The 21,991-nt window shown below is 55.9% G+C and carries 21 protein-coding genes; 14 read left to right on the forward strand and 7 right to left on the reverse strand.

Translation table 11 applies throughout. The features are described from left to right. The first annotated feature begins 26 nt into the window (after positions 1-26). Complete coding sequence (gene cobS, locus ABLV30_RS14530; protein ID WP_014838908.1) at positions 27-767, forward strand: adenosylcobinamide-GDP ribazoletransferase; 741 nt, start codon at positions 27-29, stop codon at positions 765-767. A 369-nt stretch (positions 768-1,136) separates the two neighbouring features. On the opposite strand, the gene ABLV30_RS14535 is transcribed toward cobS, so the two are convergent. Continuing rightward, entirely contained in the window at positions 1,137-2,246 is a 1,110-nt protein-coding gene (locus ABLV30_RS14535) for an adenosylhomocysteinase (RefSeq protein WP_046877346.1), read from the reverse strand. A 185-nt stretch (positions 2,247-2,431) separates the two neighbouring features. Between ABLV30_RS14535 and ABLV30_RS14540 the strand changes: the two genes are divergently transcribed. From ABLV30_RS14540 to ABLV30_RS14565, 6 genes are all read left to right on the forward strand, one after another. Then, on the forward strand, positions 2,432-3,163 hold the full coding sequence (locus ABLV30_RS14540; protein WP_187227918.1) for an HPP family protein: 732 nt from the start codon (positions 2,432-2,434) through the stop codon (positions 3,161-3,163). Between the two features lie 380 nt (positions 3,164-3,543). Beyond that, positions 3,544-4,968, forward strand: a complete 1,425-nt coding sequence (locus tag ABLV30_RS14545) for a sugar porter family MFS transporter (RefSeq protein ID WP_014230010.1) — start codon at positions 3,544-3,546, stop codon at positions 4,966-4,968. Between the two features lie 21 nt (positions 4,969-4,989). After that, the gene (locus ABLV30_RS14550; RefSeq protein ID WP_014230009.1) at positions 4,990-6,000 is read left to right on the forward strand and encodes a Gfo/Idh/MocA family oxidoreductase; all 1,011 of its coding nucleotides are present in this window, start codon (positions 4,990-4,992) and stop codon (positions 5,998-6,000) included. 23 nt (positions 6,001-6,023) lie between these two features. Further along, positions 6,024-6,473, forward strand: a complete 450-nt coding sequence (locus tag ABLV30_RS14555; RefSeq protein ID WP_014230008.1) for a PTS sugar transporter subunit IIA — start codon at positions 6,024-6,026, stop codon at positions 6,471-6,473. Continuing rightward, a complete protein-coding gene (locus tag ABLV30_RS14560) occupies positions 6,470-7,411 on the forward strand; it encodes a sugar phosphate isomerase/epimerase (RefSeq protein ID WP_032693837.1) in 942 nt (313 codons plus the stop codon). Before ABLV30_RS14555 ends, ABLV30_RS14560 begins: the two co-directional genes overlap by 4 nt. Positions 7,412-7,534: 123 nt before the next feature. Then, complete coding sequence (locus ABLV30_RS14565) at positions 7,535-8,539, forward strand: LacI family DNA-binding transcriptional regulator (protein ID WP_049069621.1); 1,005 nt, start codon at positions 7,535-7,537, stop codon at positions 8,537-8,539. Here ABLV30_RS14565 and ABLV30_RS14570 read toward each other — a convergent pair. Further along, positions 8,536-8,925, reverse strand: a complete 390-nt coding sequence (locus tag ABLV30_RS14570) for a tautomerase family protein (protein WP_116280338.1) — start codon at positions 8,923-8,925, stop codon at positions 8,536-8,538. The genes ABLV30_RS14565 and ABLV30_RS14570 overlap by 4 nt on opposite strands. Positions 8,926-9,037: 112 nt before the next feature. Here ABLV30_RS14570 and ABLV30_RS14575 point away from each other — a divergent pair, with 112 nt between their 5' ends. Beyond that, positions 9,038-9,955 (forward strand): LysR family transcriptional regulator, encoded by a 918-nt coding sequence (locus ABLV30_RS14575; RefSeq protein WP_109240847.1) that lies wholly within the window; start codon positions 9,038-9,040, stop codon positions 9,953-9,955. On the opposite strand, the gene ABLV30_RS14580 is transcribed toward ABLV30_RS14575, so the two are convergent. Then, on the reverse strand, positions 9,948-10,679 hold the full coding sequence (locus tag ABLV30_RS14580) for a lipoate--protein ligase family protein (RefSeq protein ID WP_162557625.1): 732 nt from the start codon (positions 10,677-10,679) through the stop codon (positions 9,948-9,950). The genes ABLV30_RS14575 and ABLV30_RS14580 overlap by 8 nt on opposite strands. An 18-nt stretch (positions 10,680-10,697) precedes the next feature. Beyond that, positions 10,698-12,023 (reverse strand): shikimate transporter, encoded by a 1,326-nt coding sequence (gene shiA / locus ABLV30_RS14585; protein ID WP_348865612.1) that lies wholly within the window; start codon positions 12,021-12,023, stop codon positions 10,698-10,700. Between the two features lie 303 nt (positions 12,024-12,326). Here shiA and ABLV30_RS14590 point away from each other — a divergent pair, with 303 nt between their 5' ends. From ABLV30_RS14590 to ABLV30_RS14605, 4 genes are all read left to right on the forward strand, one after another. Then, positions 12,327-12,824 (forward strand): molybdopterin-dependent oxidoreductase, encoded by a 498-nt coding sequence (locus ABLV30_RS14590; protein ID WP_032693833.1) that lies wholly within the window; start codon positions 12,327-12,329, stop codon positions 12,822-12,824. A gap of 10 nt (positions 12,825-12,834) precedes the next feature. Continuing rightward, positions 12,835-14,760 carry an EAL domain-containing protein gene (locus tag ABLV30_RS14595; protein WP_348865613.1) on the forward strand — a complete coding sequence of 642 codons (1,926 nt, stop codon included), beginning with the start codon at positions 12,835-12,837 and terminating at the stop codon, positions 14,758-14,760. Between the two features lie 205 nt (positions 14,761-14,965). Beyond that, positions 14,966-15,298, forward strand: coding sequence for a DUF1971 domain-containing protein (locus ABLV30_RS14600; protein WP_004852354.1), 333 nt, complete (start codon positions 14,966-14,968; stop codon positions 15,296-15,298). 8 nt (positions 15,299-15,306) lie between these two features. Continuing rightward, positions 15,307-15,645, forward strand: a complete 339-nt coding sequence (locus ABLV30_RS14605; RefSeq protein WP_014229999.1) for a DUF1869 domain-containing protein — start codon at positions 15,307-15,309, stop codon at positions 15,643-15,645. A gap of 92 nt (positions 15,646-15,737) precedes the next feature. Here the strand turns inward: ABLV30_RS14605 and ABLV30_RS14610 are convergent, their stop codons facing one another. Next, a complete protein-coding gene (locus tag ABLV30_RS14610) occupies positions 15,738-16,436 on the reverse strand; it encodes a GntR family transcriptional regulator (RefSeq protein ID WP_265800212.1) in 699 nt (232 codons plus the stop codon). A 259-nt stretch (positions 16,437-16,695) separates the two neighbouring features. Between ABLV30_RS14610 and ABLV30_RS14615 the strand changes: the two genes are divergently transcribed. Together ABLV30_RS14615 and ABLV30_RS14620 are read left to right on the forward strand one after the other, a co-directional pair. Further along, positions 16,696-18,228 carry a PTS transporter subunit EIIC gene (locus tag ABLV30_RS14615; protein WP_224237447.1) on the forward strand — a complete coding sequence of 511 codons (1,533 nt, stop codon included), beginning with the start codon at positions 16,696-16,698 and terminating at the stop codon, positions 18,226-18,228. An 11-nt stretch (positions 18,229-18,239) separates the two neighbouring features. Beyond that, the gene (locus ABLV30_RS14620) at positions 18,240-19,568 is read left to right on the forward strand and encodes a 6-phospho-alpha-glucosidase (protein ID WP_014838902.1); all 1,329 of its coding nucleotides are present in this window, start codon (positions 18,240-18,242) and stop codon (positions 19,566-19,568) included. Here ABLV30_RS14620 and ABLV30_RS14625 read toward each other — a convergent pair. Next, complete coding sequence (locus ABLV30_RS14625) at positions 19,547-21,082, reverse strand: EAL domain-containing protein (protein WP_348865614.1); 1,536 nt, start codon at positions 21,080-21,082, stop codon at positions 19,547-19,549. The genes ABLV30_RS14620 and ABLV30_RS14625 overlap by 22 nt on opposite strands. After that, entirely contained in the window at positions 21,069-21,974 is a 906-nt protein-coding gene (locus ABLV30_RS14630; RefSeq protein WP_014229995.1) for a fimbrial protein, read from the reverse strand. Before ABLV30_RS14630 ends, ABLV30_RS14625 begins: the two co-directional genes overlap by 14 nt. Positions 21,975-21,991: the final 17 nt, after the last annotated feature.

Genomic DNA, 21,991 nt, shown 5'->3' on the forward strand with positions numbered 1-21,991 from the left:
GGTTTATCGACAGGAGTCATCACTCAATGATTAAGTCTTTTTTTGCCGCATTATCATTTATCAGCCGCCTGCCGGTCCCGGCGCGTTTATCCCAGGGGCTGGAAATTGAACAATATCAACGCAGTATCATTACATTTCCCCTGGTGGGGCTGCTGCTGGGGGCGATTGCTGGCGCCGTTGTGATGCTGCTGCAGCCGTGGTGCGGCGGCCCGCTCGCCGCGCTGCTCGGCGTGCTGGCGCTGGCGCTGTTGACCGGCGGGTTCCATCTTGATGGGCTGGCGGATACCTGCGATGGCATCTTTTCCGCCCGCCGCCGCGAGCGGATGCTGGAAATCATGCGCGACAGTCGGCTGGGCACTCACGGCGGGCTGGCGCTGATTTTTGTGCTGGTTGCCAAAGTGCTGGTGGTCAGCGAAGTGGCGCTGCGCGGCACGTCGGCGCTTGCCGCGCTGGCTGCCGCCTGCGCCGTCGGCCGCGGTATGGCGGTGCTGCTGATGTATCGTCAGCGCTACGCCCGGGAAGAGGGGCTGGGCAACTTATTTATCGGCAAAATCACGCTGCGGCAGATGCTGATTACCATGGGGATCGCGCTGGCGCTGGCGACGCTGCTGCTCGGGGTCAACGGTCTGCGGGCGGCGCTTATCACTCTGGTGCTGGTTTGGGCGCTGGGTCAGGCGCTGAAGCGTACCCTGGGCGGGCAAACCGGTGACACATTAGGCGCGGCGATTGAGCTGGGCGAAGTCATATTTCTGCTGGCCCTGCTGTAGGAGTTGCTTTATTCCCGGTGGCGCTGCGCTGACCGGGCTACAAGTCCACCGCTGTCTGCGGTCCGGTGCCCGGGCAAGGCGCAGGGCGCCGCCTGCGGGGAATGTGCCGGAGTGACGGATTGGCGTGGTTTCTCCCCGGCTCGCGCTGCGCTTAGCCGGGCTACGGGGTTACAGCCGTCTGCGGACCGGTAGCCCGGGTAAGGCGCGCAGCGCCGCAACCCGGGGAATGTGCCGGGATTAATGTATCGGTGCGGCTTCTTCCCGGTGGCGCTGCTGTATGACCGGGCTACGGGTTAACAGCAGTCTGCAGGTCGGTAGCCCGGACAGGCGCAGCGCGCCGCCTCCGGGAAAATTATTCAGCGCAGGTGCTTACAGCGCTTTTTGCCATACGCTCTGCGGCAGGAGATAAACGTCCGCCGGCGCCGTCATGCCGTCGGTCACGATATGCTGAATGCCGCTGGCCATTACCGCCAGGGTCACATCAAAGGCGTTCAGGCTATCGCCAAAGCCCGCGGTCAGGTTGAGCATTGAACCGTTCGCCATCAGATAAACGGTTTTATCGCCCATCCGGTAAGCGTTGATATAGGGCATGACCTCTTCATGACGGAACTGGCGCAGGTACTCACAGTCAATCTCTTCCGCCACGTGACCCACGTTGAGAATAAACACCCCGTCTTTGGACTTATCCAGCGCCTGGCGGTTAACGACTTTTTTACCGCCGGTCGCCGTGGCCACCACATCCGCGGAGGCAATCGCCTCCTGTAATTCAACGACGTGCCAGCCATCGTAGGCCGCCTGTAATCTTCGTGCCGGGTCGATTTCCGCTACCATTACCTGGCCGCCGAAGGCCTTCGCCGCCGCCGCTACGCCCTGGCCAACCAGACCATAGCCGATGACCAGCACTTTTTTCTCATGCAGGGTCAGGTGGGTCGTCTGGAAAAAGGTGTGCCAGGCGGTCAGGCCGACCATATGACGGTTGTGCAGACCTTCCTTAACCGGCAAATCATCCCAGTTAAAAATCGGGTAGCCGGGGCGAATATCGCCCAGGCGGCTAACGCCAGAGCCGGTCGCCTCAAGGCCCGCGACGATGTTGCCAAACTCCCCGCGCTGATGCAGTAGGGTGGTAATATCCGCGCCCATTTCGCACAGATGCGTCGGCTGCCAGGCAATCGCTTTTTCCCAGGATTGCTGCCAGTCGGCGTCGCTCATATCCCGCCAGGCGCAGGCTTCCGCGCCGCGCTCTACCAGCCAGGCGACCACGTCATCCTGCACCGTCGTTGGGTTACAGGTGGTAAGAAAAACCTTCGCCCCTTTCTCCAGAATTCCCTGCACCAGGGGGATCATTTTCATATCGAGGTGCATACAGCAGGCGAGACGCACCTGGCTGAGATCCGGCAGGGCGGCGACCTGACGCAGGGTGCGCGGCATATTCTGACTGGCCCATGCGATCTCTTTCTCTAATTTTATCTTGTTATTCAACGTGTTTGACCTTCAATCCATAGAATGCTGATACCCAGAGGTGAGGGGATTTTAACGTAGCGCGCGCCGTTTTTACATTCACAAAATGAATGACGAAAAGCCACGACAAAGACATGGTTGTTAAAATAAGGTTAAAAAAAGAAAATGAAACATAAGTTCTTATTATGACGTAAGCGAGCTACACGATGTTAAGCGTTTTACCCGGATCGCTCTTTTCGCGGATCCGCATTTTCCTCGGTCGCCTCAAGCCGCACGCCCTGCCGGTTGCCAGAAAACATATTGTTCTGGCCTCTCTCGGCGCCGGGACGGGACTGGCGGTGACCAGCATGTTCAGCCACTGGCTGTTAGGCGAGGTCAATATCTGGTTTATCGCGCCAATGGGCGCATCGGCAGTGCTGCTGTTTGGCGTCCCGAGCAGTCCGCTGGCCCAGCCGTGGTCGATTGTCGGCGGCAACGTGCTCTCGGCGCTGATTGGCGTGACAGTGGGAATGGTGATCCCGAACCTGGCGCTGGCCTGCGGCGTGGCGGCGGGGCTGGCGATCGCCGGTATGTATTTCCTGCGCTGCCTGCATCCGCCGGGTGGGGCGGTGGCGTTAACGGCGATCCTCGGCGGGGCGGGGGTGCAGAGTGAAGGCTACCACTTTGTTCTGACGCCGGTATTGCTCAATTCCCTGATGCTGGCGCTGCTGGCCATCGTCTTCAACAACCTGGTGGGACGACGCTACCCGCACCCGCTGGCCGCAGAAGAGGTAAAGGCCAAAGCCGTACCGCTGGGCCTGTCGGTGACCCGCGATGATATTCACGCGGCCCTGCTGGACGGCCAGTTTCTCGATATCGATGAAGACGACGTGCAGGAGCTGCTGGAAAATATTGAACAAAAAGCCAGACAGCGTATCGCCGGCGCCCGGCGATCCTGATGAGCTTTTCGGCTCTCTGGGGAACGCGGATTAACCCACGGGTTCCCCTTTTTATTGCCTTCCTCCCCGGCCATTAGCCTGAACCAGGCATTTTTCTCCCCCCGAAAGCAACAAGCTCTGCGGATCGTGACTGCGATCGACAAAATTGGCCATTCAATGAGCAAAAAGTTGACGCCCTTAACGAAATGAATATTTCAAAATAACTTTTTATGGATTTTTTAATCCGGCGGAGTATAACAAGTTGTTAAATAATGCACCCGGGTGCAAAAAGGTGCAAATGTATTCCTGATGCCAGAACCTGCCGTATCTGGTTCGGCAATGTGATCTTTTTATTCATAAAAACAAAACGATAGAACGCTCATCCCTGACAGGACAACAAAATGACCGATCATGTGATAACTGAAAGTCGTAAAACAGATAATGATAAGAAAATCAGATTAATAACCCTCGTCTCAACCATCGGTGGACTGTGCTTTGGCTACGACACCGGGGTTATTTCCGGCGCGCTGATTTTCATGAAAAACGATCTTGGCCTCACTCCTCTGCAGGAAGGGCTGGTGACATCGTTTTTATTATTCGGCGCGGCAATCGGCTCTGTCGGCGGCGGCTGGCTGTCCGACCGACAGGGACGGCGGAAAAATATTCTGTGGGTGGCGGTGATTTTTATCTTTGGCGCCCTCGGTACCGCCGTCGCCTGGGATATGTCGTCGATGATAATCGCCCGCTTTATTCTTGGCCTGGCGGTTGGGTGTGCGTCAGTGACGGTGCCGATTTATATTTCAGAACTGGCGCGACCCGCGCAGCGTGAACGGCTGGTGACGGTCAACGAACTGATGATCGTCACCGGGCAGTTTCTCGCTTACTCCGTCAACGCTTCCATTGTCAATTTCTATCCCGACATGTCGCACAACTGGCGGCTGATGCTGGCCATTCCGGCACTGCCCGGCGCGCTGCTGTGGATTGGTATGCTGGTAATGCCGGAGTCTCCGCGCTTCTTCGTGCGTAAGGGGCAAATAGACAAAGCGGTTGCGGTGCTGAAAACGATTCGTCGGCCCGAAGAGGTGGAGCAGGAGATCCGCGATATCCAGCAGGTGAGCCAGATTGGCATCAATCATGGCCGATTTGTTGACGAGCTGAAGAGAAAATGGGTACTGCAGCTGATTTTGATCGGCCTGATGATTGTGCTGGCAACGCGCGTAACCGGCGTGAATACCATTATGTACTACGCGCCGACGGTGCTGAAAGCCACCGGACTTGGCGATGCGGCGGCGGTGACCGGCGCCGTGGCTAATGGCGTCGTCTCTATTCTGGCCACGCTACTGGGGATGCTGTTAATTGGCAGGCATTCCCGACGGAAAATGTTCTTTACCGGACAGATCGGCGTCACCCTTAGCCTGGTGTTGATTGGCCTCTCGTTCAAGCTCTTCTTCCATATGGAAACCGTCGATGGCGTCAGCGGCTTGCACGCCAACTTTACCGGTGCCAGCTACATCATTCTCGCCCTGATGCTGGTGTTCCTGACCTTTATGCAGGGTTGGATCGCACCGGTATTCTGGCTGATGCTCGCGGAAATCTACCCGCTGCGGATGCGCGGTCTGGGAATGGGTTTTGCGGTATTCGGTTTATGGATATTTGACTTCATCATTCAGTCTATTTTCCCGATTTTACTCAACAGCTACGGCGGTGGAATGACCTTCGGCTTCTTCGCGGCTACCAACGTCATAATGCTGATTCTGCTGGTGAAGTTCCTGCCGGAAACCCGCGGGTTAACCCTCGAACAAATTGAACAAAAATTCAGATTCTGATTTAGCAACGTGGAGGAATATATGACAGTTAATATCGGTTTAATTGGTTTGGGTATGATTGGGCGCGACCATCTCCAGCGTTTCCAGACGGTTATCCAGAACGCCAGGGTCAGCGCCGTCTGCGATATCAATCGTAATGTGACCGACGCTATTGCCCGCGAATATGGCGCTCAGCCCTATTACGATGCAGTCGAGATGATTCAATCAGACGACGTGGATGCGATCTTTATTTGCTCTATTGGCCCGGTACATAAAGAACAAATTCTGGCGGCCATTAAAGCAGGTAAACCGGTGTTTTGCGAAAAGCCGCTAACCCCGACCGCGAATGAAGCCAAAGCGATTATTGATGCTGAAGTAGCCTACGGCAAACGTATGCTGCAGCTGGGCTTTATGCGCCGTTTCGACCCGGGGTACAACCAGCTAAAAGCCACTCTGGATAGCGGTGAACTGGGGGAAATATTGCTCATCCACTGCGCCCATCGCAACGCCTCCGTGCCGGAGAGCTACACCCTGGAGATGGCGATTAACGATTCGGCGACCCATGAAATCGATATTATCCGCTATCTGCTTAACGAAAATATCGTTTCGGTGCGCGTCGATAAACCGCAGAAGAAAACGCGCAGAGCCTGCGCGCATCTGCAGGATCCGTTGATTGTGATTTTTGAAACTGAATCCGGCGTACGTATTGATGATGAGCTGTTTGTTAACTGCGATTACGGCTACGACATTCGTTGTGAAGTGATTGGCGAAAATGCCATCAGCGCGTTGACCGAACAGGCACTTACCACCGTCCGTTCGGCGCAGGGTTATAGCCGCGCTATCCCCAAAACCTGTATGGAACGTTTCGCCACCGCCTACGATCGCGAGGTGCAGAATTTCGTTGACCGGGTAAACCTGGGGGCGGAGATGAGCGGGCCATCATCGTGGGACGGATTTGTCGTGGCGATGGTATGCGATGCCGGCCTGGCGTCGCTGAAGGATGGCGAAAAGCACGCCGTCTCTCTGCCGGAGTGTCCGGCGCTCTACCGCTGACCCATTAACGAAGGGAGAGGCGCATGTTAACTCTGAAACCAGAAGATATTTTTATTGGCTGTCGGGCGAATTCAAAGAAAAAGGCGCTGCGTATTGCCGCGGATTCCCTGCAGGCCAGCGGCTACGTCAGCGAGGGTTTTTTTGAATCAATGGTGGAGCGCGAAAAGGCGCTCTCTACCTGGCTCGGGGCGGGGGTCGCCATGCCCCACTGCAGCAAGGAGGGTATTGATCTGGTGCGGCAAACCGGTTTCCAGCTGCTTCAGTTTCCGGATGGCGTGGGCTGGGGGGAGGGTAAAGTGGCCTTCCTTGTGGTCGCCGTGGCGGCAAAAAACAATGAACACATTGATGTTATAGCGGATCTGGCAGACCTGCTTGATGACGAAGTGAAAACCACGCTGCTGGCCAGCGCCGACAGCAAAGACGCGTTTATGCAGATCCTCGAAGGACACTCATTTAAGAAGGATAGAATATGAAACTGGCACTCTGTACCGATGTTCTCGCCGGCCTGGCGTTCCCGGAAATGCTCGATCGCGTCAAGCAGTACGGCATTGAGGGCGTGGAGATGACCGCAGGCGGCTGGTCGCCTTGTCCGCATGTTAAAACTGAAGAACTGCTGGCTTCTCCGGCAGCGCTGGCGGCGTTTCGCGGCGAGCTGGAAAAGCGCGGAATGGAGATCGTCGCGCTGAACTGTTCGGGTAACCCGCTGGCCCCCGGCGCCCTTGGCGAGAAGCACACCGCCAGCAGCTACCGTACCGTCGAGCTGGCGGCGAAGCTGGGAGTGAAAAAGATAGTCATGATGAGCGGCCTGCCGGGCGGCGGGCCGGACGATAAAATCCCTAACTGGATCACCTCGACGGTTTCCTGGCCGGACTATATGCCAGGCGTGATCGATTACCAGTGGAACGAGGTTGCTATTCCCTGGTGGCAGGCTTTTACCCGCCATGCGGCTGAACACGGCATCGAACAGATTGCCCTCGAGGAATTCCCCAGCCAGCTGGTTTACAACCCGAGCACGCTGCTGCGCCTGCGTGAGGCGGTTGGCGACATCATCGGCATGAATCTCGATCCGTCGCATCTGATCGCCATGGGGGCAGACCCGATTGCCGCAGCCCGTAAGCTTGAAGGGGTGATTTATCACGTCCACGGCAAAGACGCGCGTATTGAACGCGGGCTGGCGGATGTCGACGGCTTACTGGAATACCAGCCGGTTACGCAGACCAAAACCCGCACCTGGAACTACGTGGCGGTTGGCTGTGGACAGGATTTGAAGTGGTGGAAAGAGTTCTTCTCGGTGCTGCGCATGACCGGATATAACGGTTATGTGTCGCTGGAGATGGAGGACCTGACGATGAGCGTTGAAGCAGGGCTACGGACGTCTATTGATGCCCTCAACGCCACATTAAGTCAGTGACAACGGGCCGCGTTTTCCCTCCGGGGGGCGGGAGAACGCGGCGCGTTTTTTGTTGAGCGGATTTTATCTTGCTGTATTTTACGTTCTATTGGATGTTTTTTATCAGGAACGTTAAAACCGAGTATGAGCGCCCCTAAACGACAAAAAGCGACCGCCAGCGACGTTGCGTTACTGGCTGGCGTCTCCAAATGGACGGTTTCCCGGGCATTTACCCCCGGGGCTTCTATCCAGCCCAAAACCCGGGAAGAGGTGATGAAAGCCGCTAATATTCTGGGATATCGACCAAATTTACTGGCGCGTAGCCTGACGCAAAAGAAAACGCATATTATCGGCGTGGCGGTAGACGAGCTGCGCAATCCCAATATGGTGCTACTGCTTAACGAAGTGACCCGCCAGCTGCAGAATCGCGGCTACATGGCGCTGGTGATTAACGTTACCGACGAAGAAAACACCCGCACGGCGATGGCGCTGGCTTACCAGCTCCAGGTTGATGGTATCTTGTTTATGGCCACGGTCCTGACGCCGGAACTCATCGCGATTGCCACTGAAATTCATCGCGTTCCGCTGGTGCAGATTGGCCGTAATACCGATCATCCGGAAATCCAGGTGGTCAATATTGACGGCTGGATTGCCGGAAAACAGCTTGCCGAACTGCTGCTGGCGCAGGGGCATCGCACTTTTGGCTATATGAAAGGGCCGGATACCGCCTCGCACCATTTAATGAGGATGGAAGGATACGAAGCGGCGCTGGAGCAGGCAGGTTGCCGGCTTGATACTCTGCTGGTTGCCGGACAGTATTTACGTACCCGGGGATATGCGGCGATGAGCGACTATCTGGACGCGACGTCCGCAGGCGAAAGAGTGGATGCCCTGTTCTGTGAAAACGATATTCTGGCGATAGGCGCGCTTCAGGCGCTGCGCGAGCGCGATTTAACGATGGGTATTGTCGGTTTCGATAATATCGATGAGGCGGCGGCGCCGGAATGGCAGCTTACTACCTACGATCAGCGGCGCGAGCGGCTGGTGGAAGAGGCGTTGAATCGGCTCATCGATGTAACTGAAGGGCCGTCGGCGACCTGGCGCACCGGGGAACCCATCGTGCGCCAGTCCCATCGCCGCCAGGGCTAAAGTTCGCCGGTGATGTACTGCGCCACGCCGCAGCCAAAACTCCAGTCCCCTTTATGGTTGCTGATTACCGAGACCATCAGATCATCTCCGCTCAGCCCGCAGTGCTCCCGGAGCTCAGCCTGCAGGGTGGCATAAAAAAGCTGCTTCTGTTCTTCGCTGCGCGGGCTGGTATATACCCTCACCGCCACCACCTCCCGGCTTCGCGTCAGCCCCAGCCCGGTATCTTCAATAATCATATGATGAGCTTTGTTTTCGTGAACAATCTGGTAGCGATCGCGCTCTGGCACCTTGAACGCCTGCACCACGGCGCGATGTGCCGCATCCAGCAGGGTTTTGATCTCGCTTTCGCTGCGTCCTTCAATGATATCAAACGTCAGTAATGGCATAGCAGATGGTCCTTATTGTCGGATTACCTCAGTGATAGAGATGCTAACCCGTGCTGAAGCCGGCAAAAACCGCTATATTTGAACTCATTGTTTTTATCTGTGAACAATTACTATGCGCGAGATCCGCCCGGAAATTTACTGGACCCACCTGTACTGGCTTACGGTGCTGGAGGAGCAAAAAAGCTATACCCGCGCCGCGGAAAAGCTGGCGGTCAGCAAATCCGCCATCAGCCAGAAAATCAGCGAGCTGGAGCGGGTTACCGGTAAGACGCTGGTGCACCGAACCACCCGCAGCGTGACCTTAAGCGAAGATGGTCTGCGGCTGGTGGCGGAGCTGAACGAGCCGTTTGGGCAGATTCGCGAGATCTTTACCGGCACCTGCGACGAGGAAGGCGGCCCCCTGCGCGGTACGCTGCGCCTGACCGCGCCGGTCGCATTTTCACGTCAGCAGCTGGTCCCGGCCATCACCCCTTTTCTGCACCAGCATCCGCAGCTTCATCTCCAGCTGGAGGTGACCGACCGACTGGTGTCGCTCGCCAGCGAGGGGTTCGACCTTGCTATTCGCCACTGTCGCCGCGAGCTGCTGCCGGAGACCCATGTGGCCTGGCCGCTGTGCCGTACGGCTACCCTGGTGGTCGCCTCGGCGGACTATATTCGCCGCTTTGGCCGCCCCGATTCGCCTGACGCGTTGCGTCAGCATCAATGCCTCACCTACCCGCGCGGGCCGCAAAGCCCGCACTGGACCTTTGAGCGCGACGACGAGCGGGTGAGCGTGAAGGTGCAGGGGTCGTTTGCCACCAATAACAGCGAATCCCTGCGCGACGCGGTGCTGGCGGGGCTGGGCGTTGCCTTACTGCCGGATTTTAGCGCCAGGGAAGCGATTGGCCGCGGGCTGGTTCAGGAGCTGCTGCCGGGATGGCGGCCGGTGGATGCGTTTGCGGAAAGTCTGTACGTCATTCGCCCCTACACGCCGCGCGTATCGCGGGCGGTAGAGACGTTTAGCCGCTATCTGAAGGCGACCTTCAGCTGATATTTTCCAGCTGCTGCGCCAGCGCCTCGCGAAAGCGGGGCAGCAAATCGGCGCCTTCTGAAACCAGCTCCGCCAGGGTCACGGTTTTATCGGCGCGGTATTCCCGCCCGCTGCCAAGCCGGGCTTCGAAATCATTGGCCGCCCGGTGAGCCGCCGCCAGGTCGGCATCCAGCAATACCACCGCGTGCGCGAGAACCACATGGCCTCGACCTTCCGCCATCGGTCGCCAGTACTGGGCCGTGCCGGCTATTTTTCGCACCTCCTCGCCCTCGCCGCAGGCCAGATTATAGCGACCATCGCAAAATGAACCGCTAACCGCCCGGCAGTGGCTGGCCACGCCAAAGGTCGCCAGCGTGCGCTGCAACAGGCCGCAGAGGAAAAGATAAATCGGCTCTGCGGCTTCGCCCAGCGAGTGATAGACCGGCCAGGCCAGGCTGAGATTGACAATTCCCGGCCCCTGCGGCACCAGCCCGCCGCCGGAGCGGCGCTGCCAGACCGGCCATCCCTGGCCGGCGAACTGCTCGCTCACCGCCGGGAGTTCGGCAAATTTCCGGTAGCTTCCCGGCACCACAAACCCCTGCGGGGCCTGCCAGAGCTGAGCCACCGCCTCACCGTCGAGCGCCCGGGCAAACAGCGGCTGCTCGGCAAGGGTGGGATCGGCAAAGTAACCAACCGGTAGCTGCTGATGGCTAAAGCGCAGCGGCCAGCAGGGTTCCTGAATCATGATTTCTCCTTATCGGCGCTATTCGCCATGGCGGCTGGGTTTCATCAGCATCGCCGTAAGGGCGGAGAGCAGGCAGCCTGCGGTCAAGTAGATAGCGACGCTATGCCAGGCGCCGCCGGATAAGGTGACCAGGGCGGCGGCGATAAACGGCGTAAAACCGCCGCCGACAACGCTGGCAACCTGATACCCCACGCCGGCCCCGCTGTAGCGATAGCTGGCGCCAAACATTTCGGTAAACATCGGCTGCTGAACGCAAACCACCATATCGTGCGCAATATTTGCCAGCATAAGCGCGAAAAACAGGATCCAGAAGTATGACTGGCTTTCGAGCGCCATAAAGAACGGGAAGCCGCTGAGGGTGCCGATCAGCGCCCCGGTGATATAGACGCGGCGACGGCCAAAGCGGTCCGCCAGCCAGGCGAAGCAGGGGATCGTCAGGCAGCTGATGGCGCCGACAAGCAGGCCAATATTCAGAAACAGCTCGCGCGGCAGGCCGAGATTCTGCGTGGAATAGTTAAGCGCGAAGGCGGTAACGATATACATCGTCAGCAGCTCGCACAGGCGCAGGCCGATAATCATTAAGAACGCGCCCGGATGGCGGAACAGCGCTTCCACGACCGGCAGACGCTTTTTCTTCGGCTGCAGCTGCTGTTCGCGCTGCTGCTGTTCAAATTCGGCGGATTCCGCCATGCCGTTGCGGATCCAGAGCGCCGCCAGCACCACCACGACGCTAAACAGGAACGGCAGACGCCAGCCCCAGCTGAGGAACTGTTCATCGGTGGTGCAGGAGCTTATCAGCGACACCAGCCCTGTAGAGAGCAGCAATCCGACTCCGTAGCCCACCTGCACGCCGCTGCTGTAGAACGCCTTCTTATTTTTCGGCGCGCTCTCTACCGCCAGCAGCGCCGCGCCGCCCCATTCGCCGCCTACCGCAAAGCCCTGGACGGCGCGCAGCAGGACCAGCAGAACCGGCGCCCACCAGCCAATCTGGTTGAAGGAGGGCAGCAGACCGATACAGGCGGTGGCGATCCCCATCATCCATACCGTCAGCATCAGCATGCGTTTGCGCCCGAGGCGATCGCCGAAATGGCCGAAGATAATGCCGCCCAGCGGGCGGAAGAGGAAGCCGACGCCGAAGGTGGCAAAGGCGGCGAGGGTACCCATCGCCGGGCTGATTTGCGGGAAAAATTCCCGGTTAAATACCAGCGCGGCGGTGATGCCATAGAGAAGAAAGTCGTACCAGTCGACCACGGCCCCGGCGAAGCTGCCCCAGGCCGCTCTGCGGGCGCGGTTGAGTGAACATGCCTCCTTGCCGGGGCGCTGAGAAATTAACGTTGAGTCCATACCTGTCCTGTCTGTTGCTGAGTTTTTAATTATTGGAATGAGACGCTTTCCGAATTCGCGCCTGTCCTGAGACTACCGCGCAGAAGGGCATGTGAAAAGATTTTTACCTGCTCTGGGCGTTTAAAGGCATAAAGCGTTTGCTTCGCCGGGGGATGAACGCCCTTGTAGCCCGTTCAGAATGCGAGCTTAGGACTTCGCTTATTGTTTTTAATTTTAATTTTTGAACCCAACGGGGACACCTTTTAAGAAATGACTTAAATGGTTTACAATTAACAAGTCTCCAATTTCGGAAGGGTGAGTTAAATGCGTTTAATTTTTGCAGCTTTATTTTGTGTCATGGTTTCGCCTTCCGCTTTTGCAGAAAAACTGCCAGCGCCTGTCGGCAAACCCGTTTTAACTATTTCCGGCCTGATTGCTAATACGAATGAGGGCGATACCGCCGTTTTTGATGTCGCCGCATTAGAAAAGCTGGGGATGGAAACGCTGGTGACGACCACGCCATGGTATTCGGGCAAGGTCCGCTTTGACGGCATTTCCCTCAGTAAACTCATGGATTTAGTCGGCGCCAAAGGCAAGTCAGCCCGGGTGCTGGCGCTCAACGATTACACCACCATTGTCCCCCTGGACGACTTTCATAAATTTCCGGTAATTTTGGCTTTAAAAATGAACGGCGAATATATGCGCATTCGTGATAAAGGGCCCTTATTTATTGTTTATCCTTACGACAGTAGCCCGGAATTGCAGAATCAGATTTATTATTCCCGTTCGGCATGGCAGGTTTCGAAGATTATAATTGAGTAAGGGTTTGATCTTGAATCGAATACTCACTGCCATTATTTTGTCGCTCTTCATTGTGACCGGTTACATAACTTATCTGGTGCATGAGCGGCAAAGTGAGCTGCAAAAATTAACCCGTTATACTGATTCGTGGTCCGTTTCCCAGATAGTCTCCGAGTACATGCGCCTCGAGGCGCGACTCAGCGCGATGGGGCTGGGGGTGAAGGGAAGCGACCACGATGAGGTGCGCCTGCGTCTGGAAATTATGATGAGCCAGATTGCGCTGCTGCAGCAGGGTGATTTGGGAAAGTTTATCGGCAAAGATCCTCACCGTAAGGCGATAGTTAACAGCCTGATTGATCTTCTGGACCGGCTGGATAAGCAGCTGGACACCATGACGACAGCGCAGCTGAAGCTGATGCTGCAGGAGATGAGTACCCTGGACGGGCCGTTGACCTCACTCGCGTCCACCTCGCTCGCCCAGGATTTTAATCTGGTTAATCTGACCCACGATAAAATACAAAATCTCTATTACATCTATTCGGCGATTTCCATTCTGCTGATTGTTCTCTGTATCACGCTCGGGCTGTTGATGCTGAAGCAGAATAACACCCTGCGTCGCGCCCACGTGCGGATGAAATTACTGGCGACCGACCTGCAGGCCTCAAAAGAAAAGCTTCAGGTGCAGAACCGCCGTCTGCAGTACGATGCCTATCATGATTCGCTGACCGGGATGCCCAACCGTCTCTCTTTCTGGCAACGTCTGCAGGAGGTCGTCAATCAGGTGCGGCCCTATAACGGCTCGGCGGTCGTGATGCTGTTTGACCTGGATAATTTCAAGGACGTCAACGATACCCAGGGTCACGATGCCGGGGATAAGCTGCTGCAGGATTTGGCCAGCCGTCTCTCCTTTTTTCGCAAAACGTCAGAAACGCTCTACCGGCTGGGAGGGGACGAGTTTGCCCTGGTTTCCCATGATTTAACCGAAGAGATGGCGCTGGAGCGGGCGAAGGTGATCCGGGAAAAGATCAGCCAGCCGTATCAGATTTACGACTCGCTGATCCAGATTGGCGCCTGTATCGGGATTGTGATCTCTGACGGGGAAAGCCGTACCGACTATTTATACAAATGCGCCGACCTGGCGCTGTATGAAGCGAAAAAAGAGGGTTCCGGCAACGTTCAGGTATTCCGTCCCGGACTGCTTCAGCGCCAGCAGGAGAATAAATCCTTTGAAGATGACCTGATGCAGGCGCTGAACAAAGGTGAGTTCAGGGTTTATTACCAGCCGATAGCCGACACCATGAACGGTGAAATCTACGGCTACGAAGCGCTGGTGCGTTGGTTTCATCCGCTGCGCGGCAGCGTCCCGCCGACCGAATTTATTCCGGTAGCGGAAAAGATTGGCCTGATTAATCAGCTGGGCGAGTGGGTGCTGCGAACCGCCTGCGAAGCGGCCGCCAGCTGGTCGTCGCCGCTCAAAGTGTCGGTTAACGTGTCGCCGGTTCAGTTAATGAACAGTTCACTGACCGATACCGTGGTAACCACCTTAAGAACAACCGGGCTGGATCCGTATCGGCTGGATTTGGAAATTACCGAGTCTGACGTCTTTAACGAAAATACCCGTTCTCTCGAGATCCTGAGCCAGCTGCGCGAGCTCGGGGTGCAGATCTCCATTGATGATTTTGGCACCGGCTATTCTTCGCTATCGCGGCTAAGCTATTTCCCGTTCGATAAGATAAAAATCGACCGCTCTTTTGTGATTAACATTCCCGATCAGAAAGATGACCTCGATATCGTGCGGCTGATTATCAGCATGGGTAAAAGTCTGCATATGCGCATCGTGGCCGAAGGTGTCGAAACAGAAGAGCAGCTGGAGTCCTTACGCAAATTAGGCTGTGACCTGGTACAGGGGTATTTAATCGGTAAACCGGGACCGCTCAGTTCACCTGAAAATAAGTAATTTGCCTTTTAATATGGGCGGTTTTAGTTTATCTAAAATCGCCCATATTTATTTTTGAATAGATCTAATCCCTAATGAGTACAATAAGGGGTAGGAAAACGTATCGGTAAAAAATAATACCCGCAATGATTAAAAGGGGTATATCATATGCAACATATTTTCCCATTTTCGACCGTATATGTGGTGCGTTAAGAGAGGCGAAATCATGCAGCGAATCATTATTCCTACCCACTATGTGCATACCCGGAGCACGCCGCTGTGGACGAAGCGGACGGCGCCGGCCTCAATCTGGAAGCGGCATCTGGATGCCGGTACCCGGCAGGGCGTCTATCCGCGCCTGTCGGTGATGCGAGGGGCGATACGCTATCTCGGATATGCCGATGAAACCAGCGCGGAACCGGTGGAAACCCTGACCATTGCCGAAGGTGAATTTGGCGTTTTTCCGCCCGAAAAGTGGCACCGCATCGAGGCGTTAACCGAGGATACCGTTTTTAACGTCGATTTTTACGTTGACCCTGACATTCTGATTGAGGGATAGGTAATATGATGAACAGTGAAAATAAAGGCTATTCGTTAGCGGCGATCAACGGGAATAATAAAGATAAAAAAGAAAAAGTGTATCTTAAGCCGATGGCCCTGTATGTCCCTGATATCGCCACCCAGGCCGTGGCTGAGCTTATTTCCACGCTGTCGGTGGAAAACGCCGGAGGAAAGGGATTTATATTGACGGTGACCAACAATAATAACGGCGTCTCGGTCGATAGCGAGTTTGCTTCTCTGGCTGAGCTGCAGGATCCGCAGACGGCGGCCGATGCGGTAAAAGATCTGATTAATATTGTCCGCGGCTACGAGTCCGACGAAGAGACTAACGTCTGCGGCTGGTAGTCGTTTGCCGACGCAGAATCGTCAGCTGTCGTCTATCGTCAGCTGACGCTGGACGGCTCTCGGTGGCCTGCGTCAGCCGTATCCCGCGGTATTTAGCGGCGCGTAATATGTTTAACATTGTATTTGTTGGTATTCTGGTAAATATCGGATAAATCAACAATGGTATTGTTATGGGCATAGCTGATCGACTGCACCCGTAGCAGCAGGCTGTTTTGTGGAACCTGTAAGAGCTCTGCTTGCTCCCGGGTGGCCAGAACCGGGGTATAGCTGCGGTGGCTCTCCAGGATGGTGATATTGCACTCTTTCTTGAAATAGTTAAATTTCGATCTTTCCAGATTTCCAACGCTTAGCCAGGGAAAAATCGCCACCGGTATATAGCTGTTCTCAATCAGAATAGGTACGTCGTCAATCATCCGAATGCGTCTGACGTAATAGACCTTCTCTCCCGGCTCAATTTTCAACTGTTGTGCGATAGCCAAAGGCGCATCAAGCATCGTGAACTCAATGACCTTATTGCGATAGTTGGTGACGCCGCCGATGTGCATCTGGTAGTTGAAGCCGTCAAGTTCCCCGCCGCGATAATTGCTCTTACGCGCCACGTATGAACCGCTGCCGTGGCGTTTGACGATCAGCTTCTCACTTTCCAGCAGCGTGAGCGCCTTGCGCAGGGTCATGACGGAGACCTGCAGCTCCCCGGCCAGCGCTTTTTCATTCGGTAGCGCATCTCCCACCTCGAATTCATCGCTATTGATGCGATTTTTTAGCCTGTCTGCGATTGTTTTATATATCACTTATAGATTTCTCGTGGTGTGTTCTGTCAGCGGATTATCATTTTATCTTGTTAATAATTAACATATTTTTGTCATTGCGGGGCGTTGTTTTGTCTCTGTCATCTATTTATCTGCTTTTACTTATATATCTGTTGCCGCAAGAGAGATATGACTTTCATCACAGATGACGATTTCACCGCTCTGAATTATGTCTGCCGGCGCATAGGCTGAAACGCATGTATCGGGCGCTGACGGCCGATGTGCGGGACAGGGGGTGAGGATGATCGGGGTAAAAAAATTACAGGATTTTTCGAAGGCCATGATTGGGCCGGTTTTGTATCTGCCGGTTATTGGTCTGCTGATTGCGTTGTTTAGTATGACAACCAATAAAATCTGGGTCGCGGAAGAGAGCTCGCTTTATCTGCTGGGGAAATACGTTTCCAGCATGCTCTGGGCCATCATGAACAATCTTGGCTTCTTCTTTTGCCTCGGGCTGGCCGGCGGGCTGGCAAAAACCCGAAAAGCGGAAGCGGCTTTTGTTGCCGCAATGACCTGGTTTATGTACCTGGCGGCGAATAATAGTTGGCTAACCCTGACGCAGCGCCTGGCCGCCGGCAGCAGCAACGCGCAGCTCTACGGCAGCGGGCAAACCTTTATTTTTGGCTTCCAGGTCATTGATATGGGCGTGTTTCTTGGCATTATCCTTGGCTGCGCGGTCGCCTTTATTCACAACCGGTTTGTCGACATTGAGTTTCGCGGCGCCTTCTCTATCTACGGCAACAGCAAGCTGGTGCTGATGATGATGATCCCGCTGGTCGGCGTGTTTGCCATCGCCACGGTGTACGTCTGGCCGATTGTTGAACACGGCATATCGGCGCTGACCGGGGTGATGAAAACCTTCGGCGCCGCCGGCGTTTTTCTGTACGGTTTTCTCAATCGTTTTCTTATCCCAACCGGGCTACACCACCTGATTTGGTCGCCCTTTGTCTTTACCTCCATTGGCGGACAGCTGTTGATTGATGGCCAGACGGTGGTGGGGGCAAAACCGATTTTCCTCGCTGAAATTGCCCATAGCGCCGGGCCGTTAAGCGACTCGGCGCGATTTCTCACCTACGGCATGGTGAAAATTTTCGGTACCGCCGGAATGGCCCTGGCCTTTTATACAACCGCCAGGCCGGAAAATAAGCAAAAGTTGAAAATCACGCTGATTCCTTTGATTGTGACTTCATTCCTGGTGGGGATCACCGAACCTTTTGAGTTCTTATTTATCTTTACCGCACCGTTGCTATGGCTGGTTTATTCATTACTGGACGGTTTTTTCCAGATGCTGGCGTGGCTGCTGGATGTGCGGGTCTGCGCCACCAACGGCATTATCGATTTTATTGTTTACAACATTCCGGCGGGAGTGCACCTCACGCGCTGGCCTGTGTTTGTCGCGCTGGGTTTAATGGAAACCGCGACGATGTTTTATATCGGTAAGTTTCTGATTCTGCGTTTCAAAATGCGTACACCGGGCCAGGAGCAGCAGGGGGAGGGGGCTAACCAACCGGCAAGCGTAAGCGCGCCTGACAGGGCTTCCGGCGAGCAGGTCATTCTGGGCCTTGGCGGCAAAGAAAATGTCTGTTCGGTCGAGAACTGTTTTACGCGGCTTCGGGTTGACGTGCGGGACCCCGCATTAATTCAGGAACAGATTCTGAAGACCAGCGGCGGTACCAGCGTCATTATCAAAGGCAATCACGTTCAGGTTATTTATGGTTTAGGGGTTAATAAAATCCGTAATGCCGTGAATCGCTATTTAGATGTACATGAATAATGAGGTGGAAGATGAAAAATAAATTCGTTGTGACCATAGCCGGCGGCGGCAGTACGTATACCCCAGGGATTGTTATGATGCTGCTGGAAAATATGGACAGGTTTCCGTTAAGCGAAATTCGTCTCTATGATAATCATCACGATCGCCAGCGAGTGATTGGCGAAGCCTGTGCGATTCTGGTGGCTGAACATTATCCGCACGTTGCTTTTAGCTTCACCACCGACCCGCAGGAAGCCTTTACGGGCGTCGATTTCGTGATGGCGCATATTCGCGTCGGCCTCTATGAGATGCGCGAGAAAGACGAGAAAATTCCGCTTAAATATGGCGTGATTGGCCAGGAAACCTGCGGCCCGGGCGGTATCGCTTATGGTATGCGCTCTATCGCCGGCGTCCTTGAGCTGGTTGACTACATGGAAACGTATTCGCCGGGCGCGTGGATGCTCAACTATTCCAATCCGGCGGCGATCGTTGCCGAGGCCACGCGTCGGCTACGCCCGACGGCCAAAATTATTAATATCTGCGATATGCCGGTGGCTATTGAAGGGTTATTCGCCGATATTCTCGGGCTGAAATCGCGTAAAGAGATGAACGTCCGTTATTTTGGCCTCAACCATTTCGGCTGGTGGACCAGCATTACCGATAAGGCCGGCAACGATTTAATGCCGGCGTTAAAAAACCACGTTGCCGAGCTGGGCTATTGCAGTCCGAAAGAGGATTTTCAGCATAAAGCGCCGAGCTGGATTGAGACCTTCAAAAAGGTGAAGGACGTTTTTGCGCTGGATACCGATACGTTACCCAATACTTATCTGAAGTACTATTTTTATGCCGACTATGAGGTTGCCCATTCAGACCCTGACTTTACTCGCGCCAATGAAGTGATGGCGGGGAGAGAGAAGGAGGTGTTTGATATGGCCAGAGAGATCGTCGCCCGGCAAAGTGCCAAAGAGGCGCATTTCCATGCCGGGGCGCATGCGACCTTTATCGTCGACCTCGCCTGCGCCATCGCCTTTAACACCCAGGAGAGAATGCTGCTGATTGTGGAAAACAACGGCGCTATCGCGAATTTTGACGATACCGCGATGGTTGAAGTGCCTTGCCTGGTGGGCGTTAATGGCCCCGAGCCGCTGGCGATGGGTAAGATCCCGCTGTTTCAAAAGGGGATGATGGAGCAGCAGGTGGCGGTTGAAAAACTGGTGGTCGATGCCTGGGTTGAAGGAAGCTATCAGAAGCTCTGGCAGGCGATGACCCTGTCCAAAACGGTACCCAGCGCTTCGGTCGCAAAAGCTATCCTTGATGAACTGATCGTCGCCAACCGTGGCTACTGGCCGGAGCTGCGCTGAAGTGTCGCCAATGCCCGATGTTTTCCATCGGGCGTTACCGGTACCGCGATGGCGGAGCGATGCTCCGCCTCGCCCGAAAGCGGCTGAAGAAGCTCCGCCACGTTCTCCCTGCCAACCGGCGCCGAGAGGTAGTTGCCCTGAAAGCGGTCGACTCCCAGCGCCTGCAGTTTGTTGAATTTCTCCAGGCTATCTACGCCTTCGGCAATACAGCGGCTGCCGGTCAGCTGGCAGTAGAAGATAAGGCTTCTGATCAGCGCCAGCGCGTGCGGATCGTGCTGCATATCGTTGACGATGCTCATATCCAGCTTGTAAGCGCTGAATCTCATCGTGCGCACCGGAAACATTACGCTGCTTTGCGAGAAGCAGTCATCAAGCATGATAGGGAAGCCGCGCTTTTGCAGCCGGGCGATATTTTCGGCGATTTTGCCGTGACCGTTGAGGTCGGTATTTTCAGCAAACTCCAGCACCAGCCTCTGCGACTTGTGCGGCTGACGCAGCTGCTGGCGCGCGGTTTCCATCATGCGAAGCAGGTTCTCGTTACCGGCGACGGCGGCGGGAATATTCACGGCGAAATAACACTCGCCGGAATGCTGATTAATATTCTGCACCGCTTCCTGAAGGACAAACGCGGTGAGCACCAGCCAGGCATATTCCGAGCGTATTTGCGGTAAAAAATCGCCGGCAGCCAGCACGCTGCCGTTTCGGTTCCAGCGGGAGAGGATCTCCATTCCCTTTACCTGATGGTGTTCATCGGTAATGGGCTGAAATACCGGAAAAATCTGGCGGCTGTGGATCGCATGCACAAGTTCACGCTCGAAAGCGGAAAGGGCGGCGATGCTCTCGCTTTTCTGGTCTCTTATCTGACTGCCGGGAAAGCGGGCGGCCATTTCAGGGTGGTGTTCCACCATTTTTTTTAATCCTGCGGTTCTTTGATTGTAGAGCGTCTTGTGGCTGATGCCGCGGCGTTGAGCCTGAGCGCTGGCGCGGTAGCCGCAGAGTAAACCGAGGATAGCGTCCAGCTCCGGCCGGGTGATCCCGGCGGGGCGCTTGCCGAGCGCTCGCGTTTCATCCTCTGCCAGCTGCTCAAGAGAGGGGTATTCTTCGAGCACGGCGTCGCGCAGCAGCGCCGCCAGGCAGGGGACCGGCAAATCGGAAGCGGCGGCCCGTACGGCGGCAAGCAAACGCCGGTCTGCGACCTGATGCACCAGGGTGGGCCACAGCCAGCTTGCCGGGCTGCGGCTCAGGAACAGCATGGGCAGCGGCGTGGGGGACCGCGCCAGCAGCGCGGCGGCCCGCTTCAGGGTTGCCAGTAGCCCGGCGGGGCCTTCCGGGAGAAACACCACCACGCGGCGAACGCCGGCAGGCAGGGGCGGCGTCTCCGGGGGCAGCACAACGGGTCGGGCTCCTCCCTTCGCTATTATCCCGCTCAGCCCCTCGGCAGCCAGCGAACAGGGCGACAGGATAGCGACGAGCGGCTGCCCGCCGCCGGGGGGCGGGAGATTATTCGTAAACAAAAGTCACTCCGATAATCGACTGCACGTTACCCGCGGTCACCTGCCCGCTGGTGCGCGCGTAGTTGGCGGTTAATCCGAGGCTGACCGCCGAGGTGCCCACGTTGCCTAACGACACCGTACTGTTGGCGGGTACGACGCTACCGTTGCGCGTCAGCTGAACGCCCACCCCCTGGGCAGGGGACGCTGAGGCGGTATTGGTAAATATCGAGTTGCCCGCGTTCTCCGTGGTGCCGGAGAGGTAATAGCCGAGATTCTGGTTTTGCGCGCAGTAAACCGTCAGCGGAATGGCGGCGGATGCGGGATATTCCGGCAGCGTCACCGTCACATCGCGAGCAGAAACGTCGCAGCCGCCGGTTGGCACCACGACGTTATTGTTGGCGTAAATGTTCCACACGAACTGGAAGTCGTCGTTATCCTTATTGTTGGTCTGACGCAGGATCAGGACCGCGATCAACGACCCGGCGGAAATGGCGACGCCGCCTGCGCTACTGACGGGCGTCAGATAGAGGACGGTAGGCCAGGGGCTATCAACAATGGAGCTATAGGTCATACGCGCCGTTTCGCTGGTGGTTGGAAACGGGTAGCTGATGCCGTTATACCTGACGGTGCCGGAAAAGCTCGACAGCACCCCGCCGTAGGCCGAGCCGCGCTGCAGCGTTACGTAGTCGATCATGGAATCCGGAAAGTCGTTATGACAGAAAATCTGCGTCGAGAGATCCACCACCAGGTTCTGCCCGACGCTGACCGCCGGCGCGAGGTTCACGTAAACATTCGCCGATCCGCCGCCGATGGGGATTGTCACCCCGGCGGCGGTTTTACAGGCGAACGACCAGGCGTTAAGCGACCAGCCCGCCAGCAGCAGCGTTAACAGCAGGGTGATTATCTTTTTCATTACTCTGTTCTCCTGGC

This window comes from Klebsiella sp. CN_Kp113 (assembly GCF_040064585.1).
Classification (GTDB): Bacteria; Pseudomonadota; Gammaproteobacteria; order Enterobacterales; family Enterobacteriaceae; genus Klebsiella; species Klebsiella michiganensis.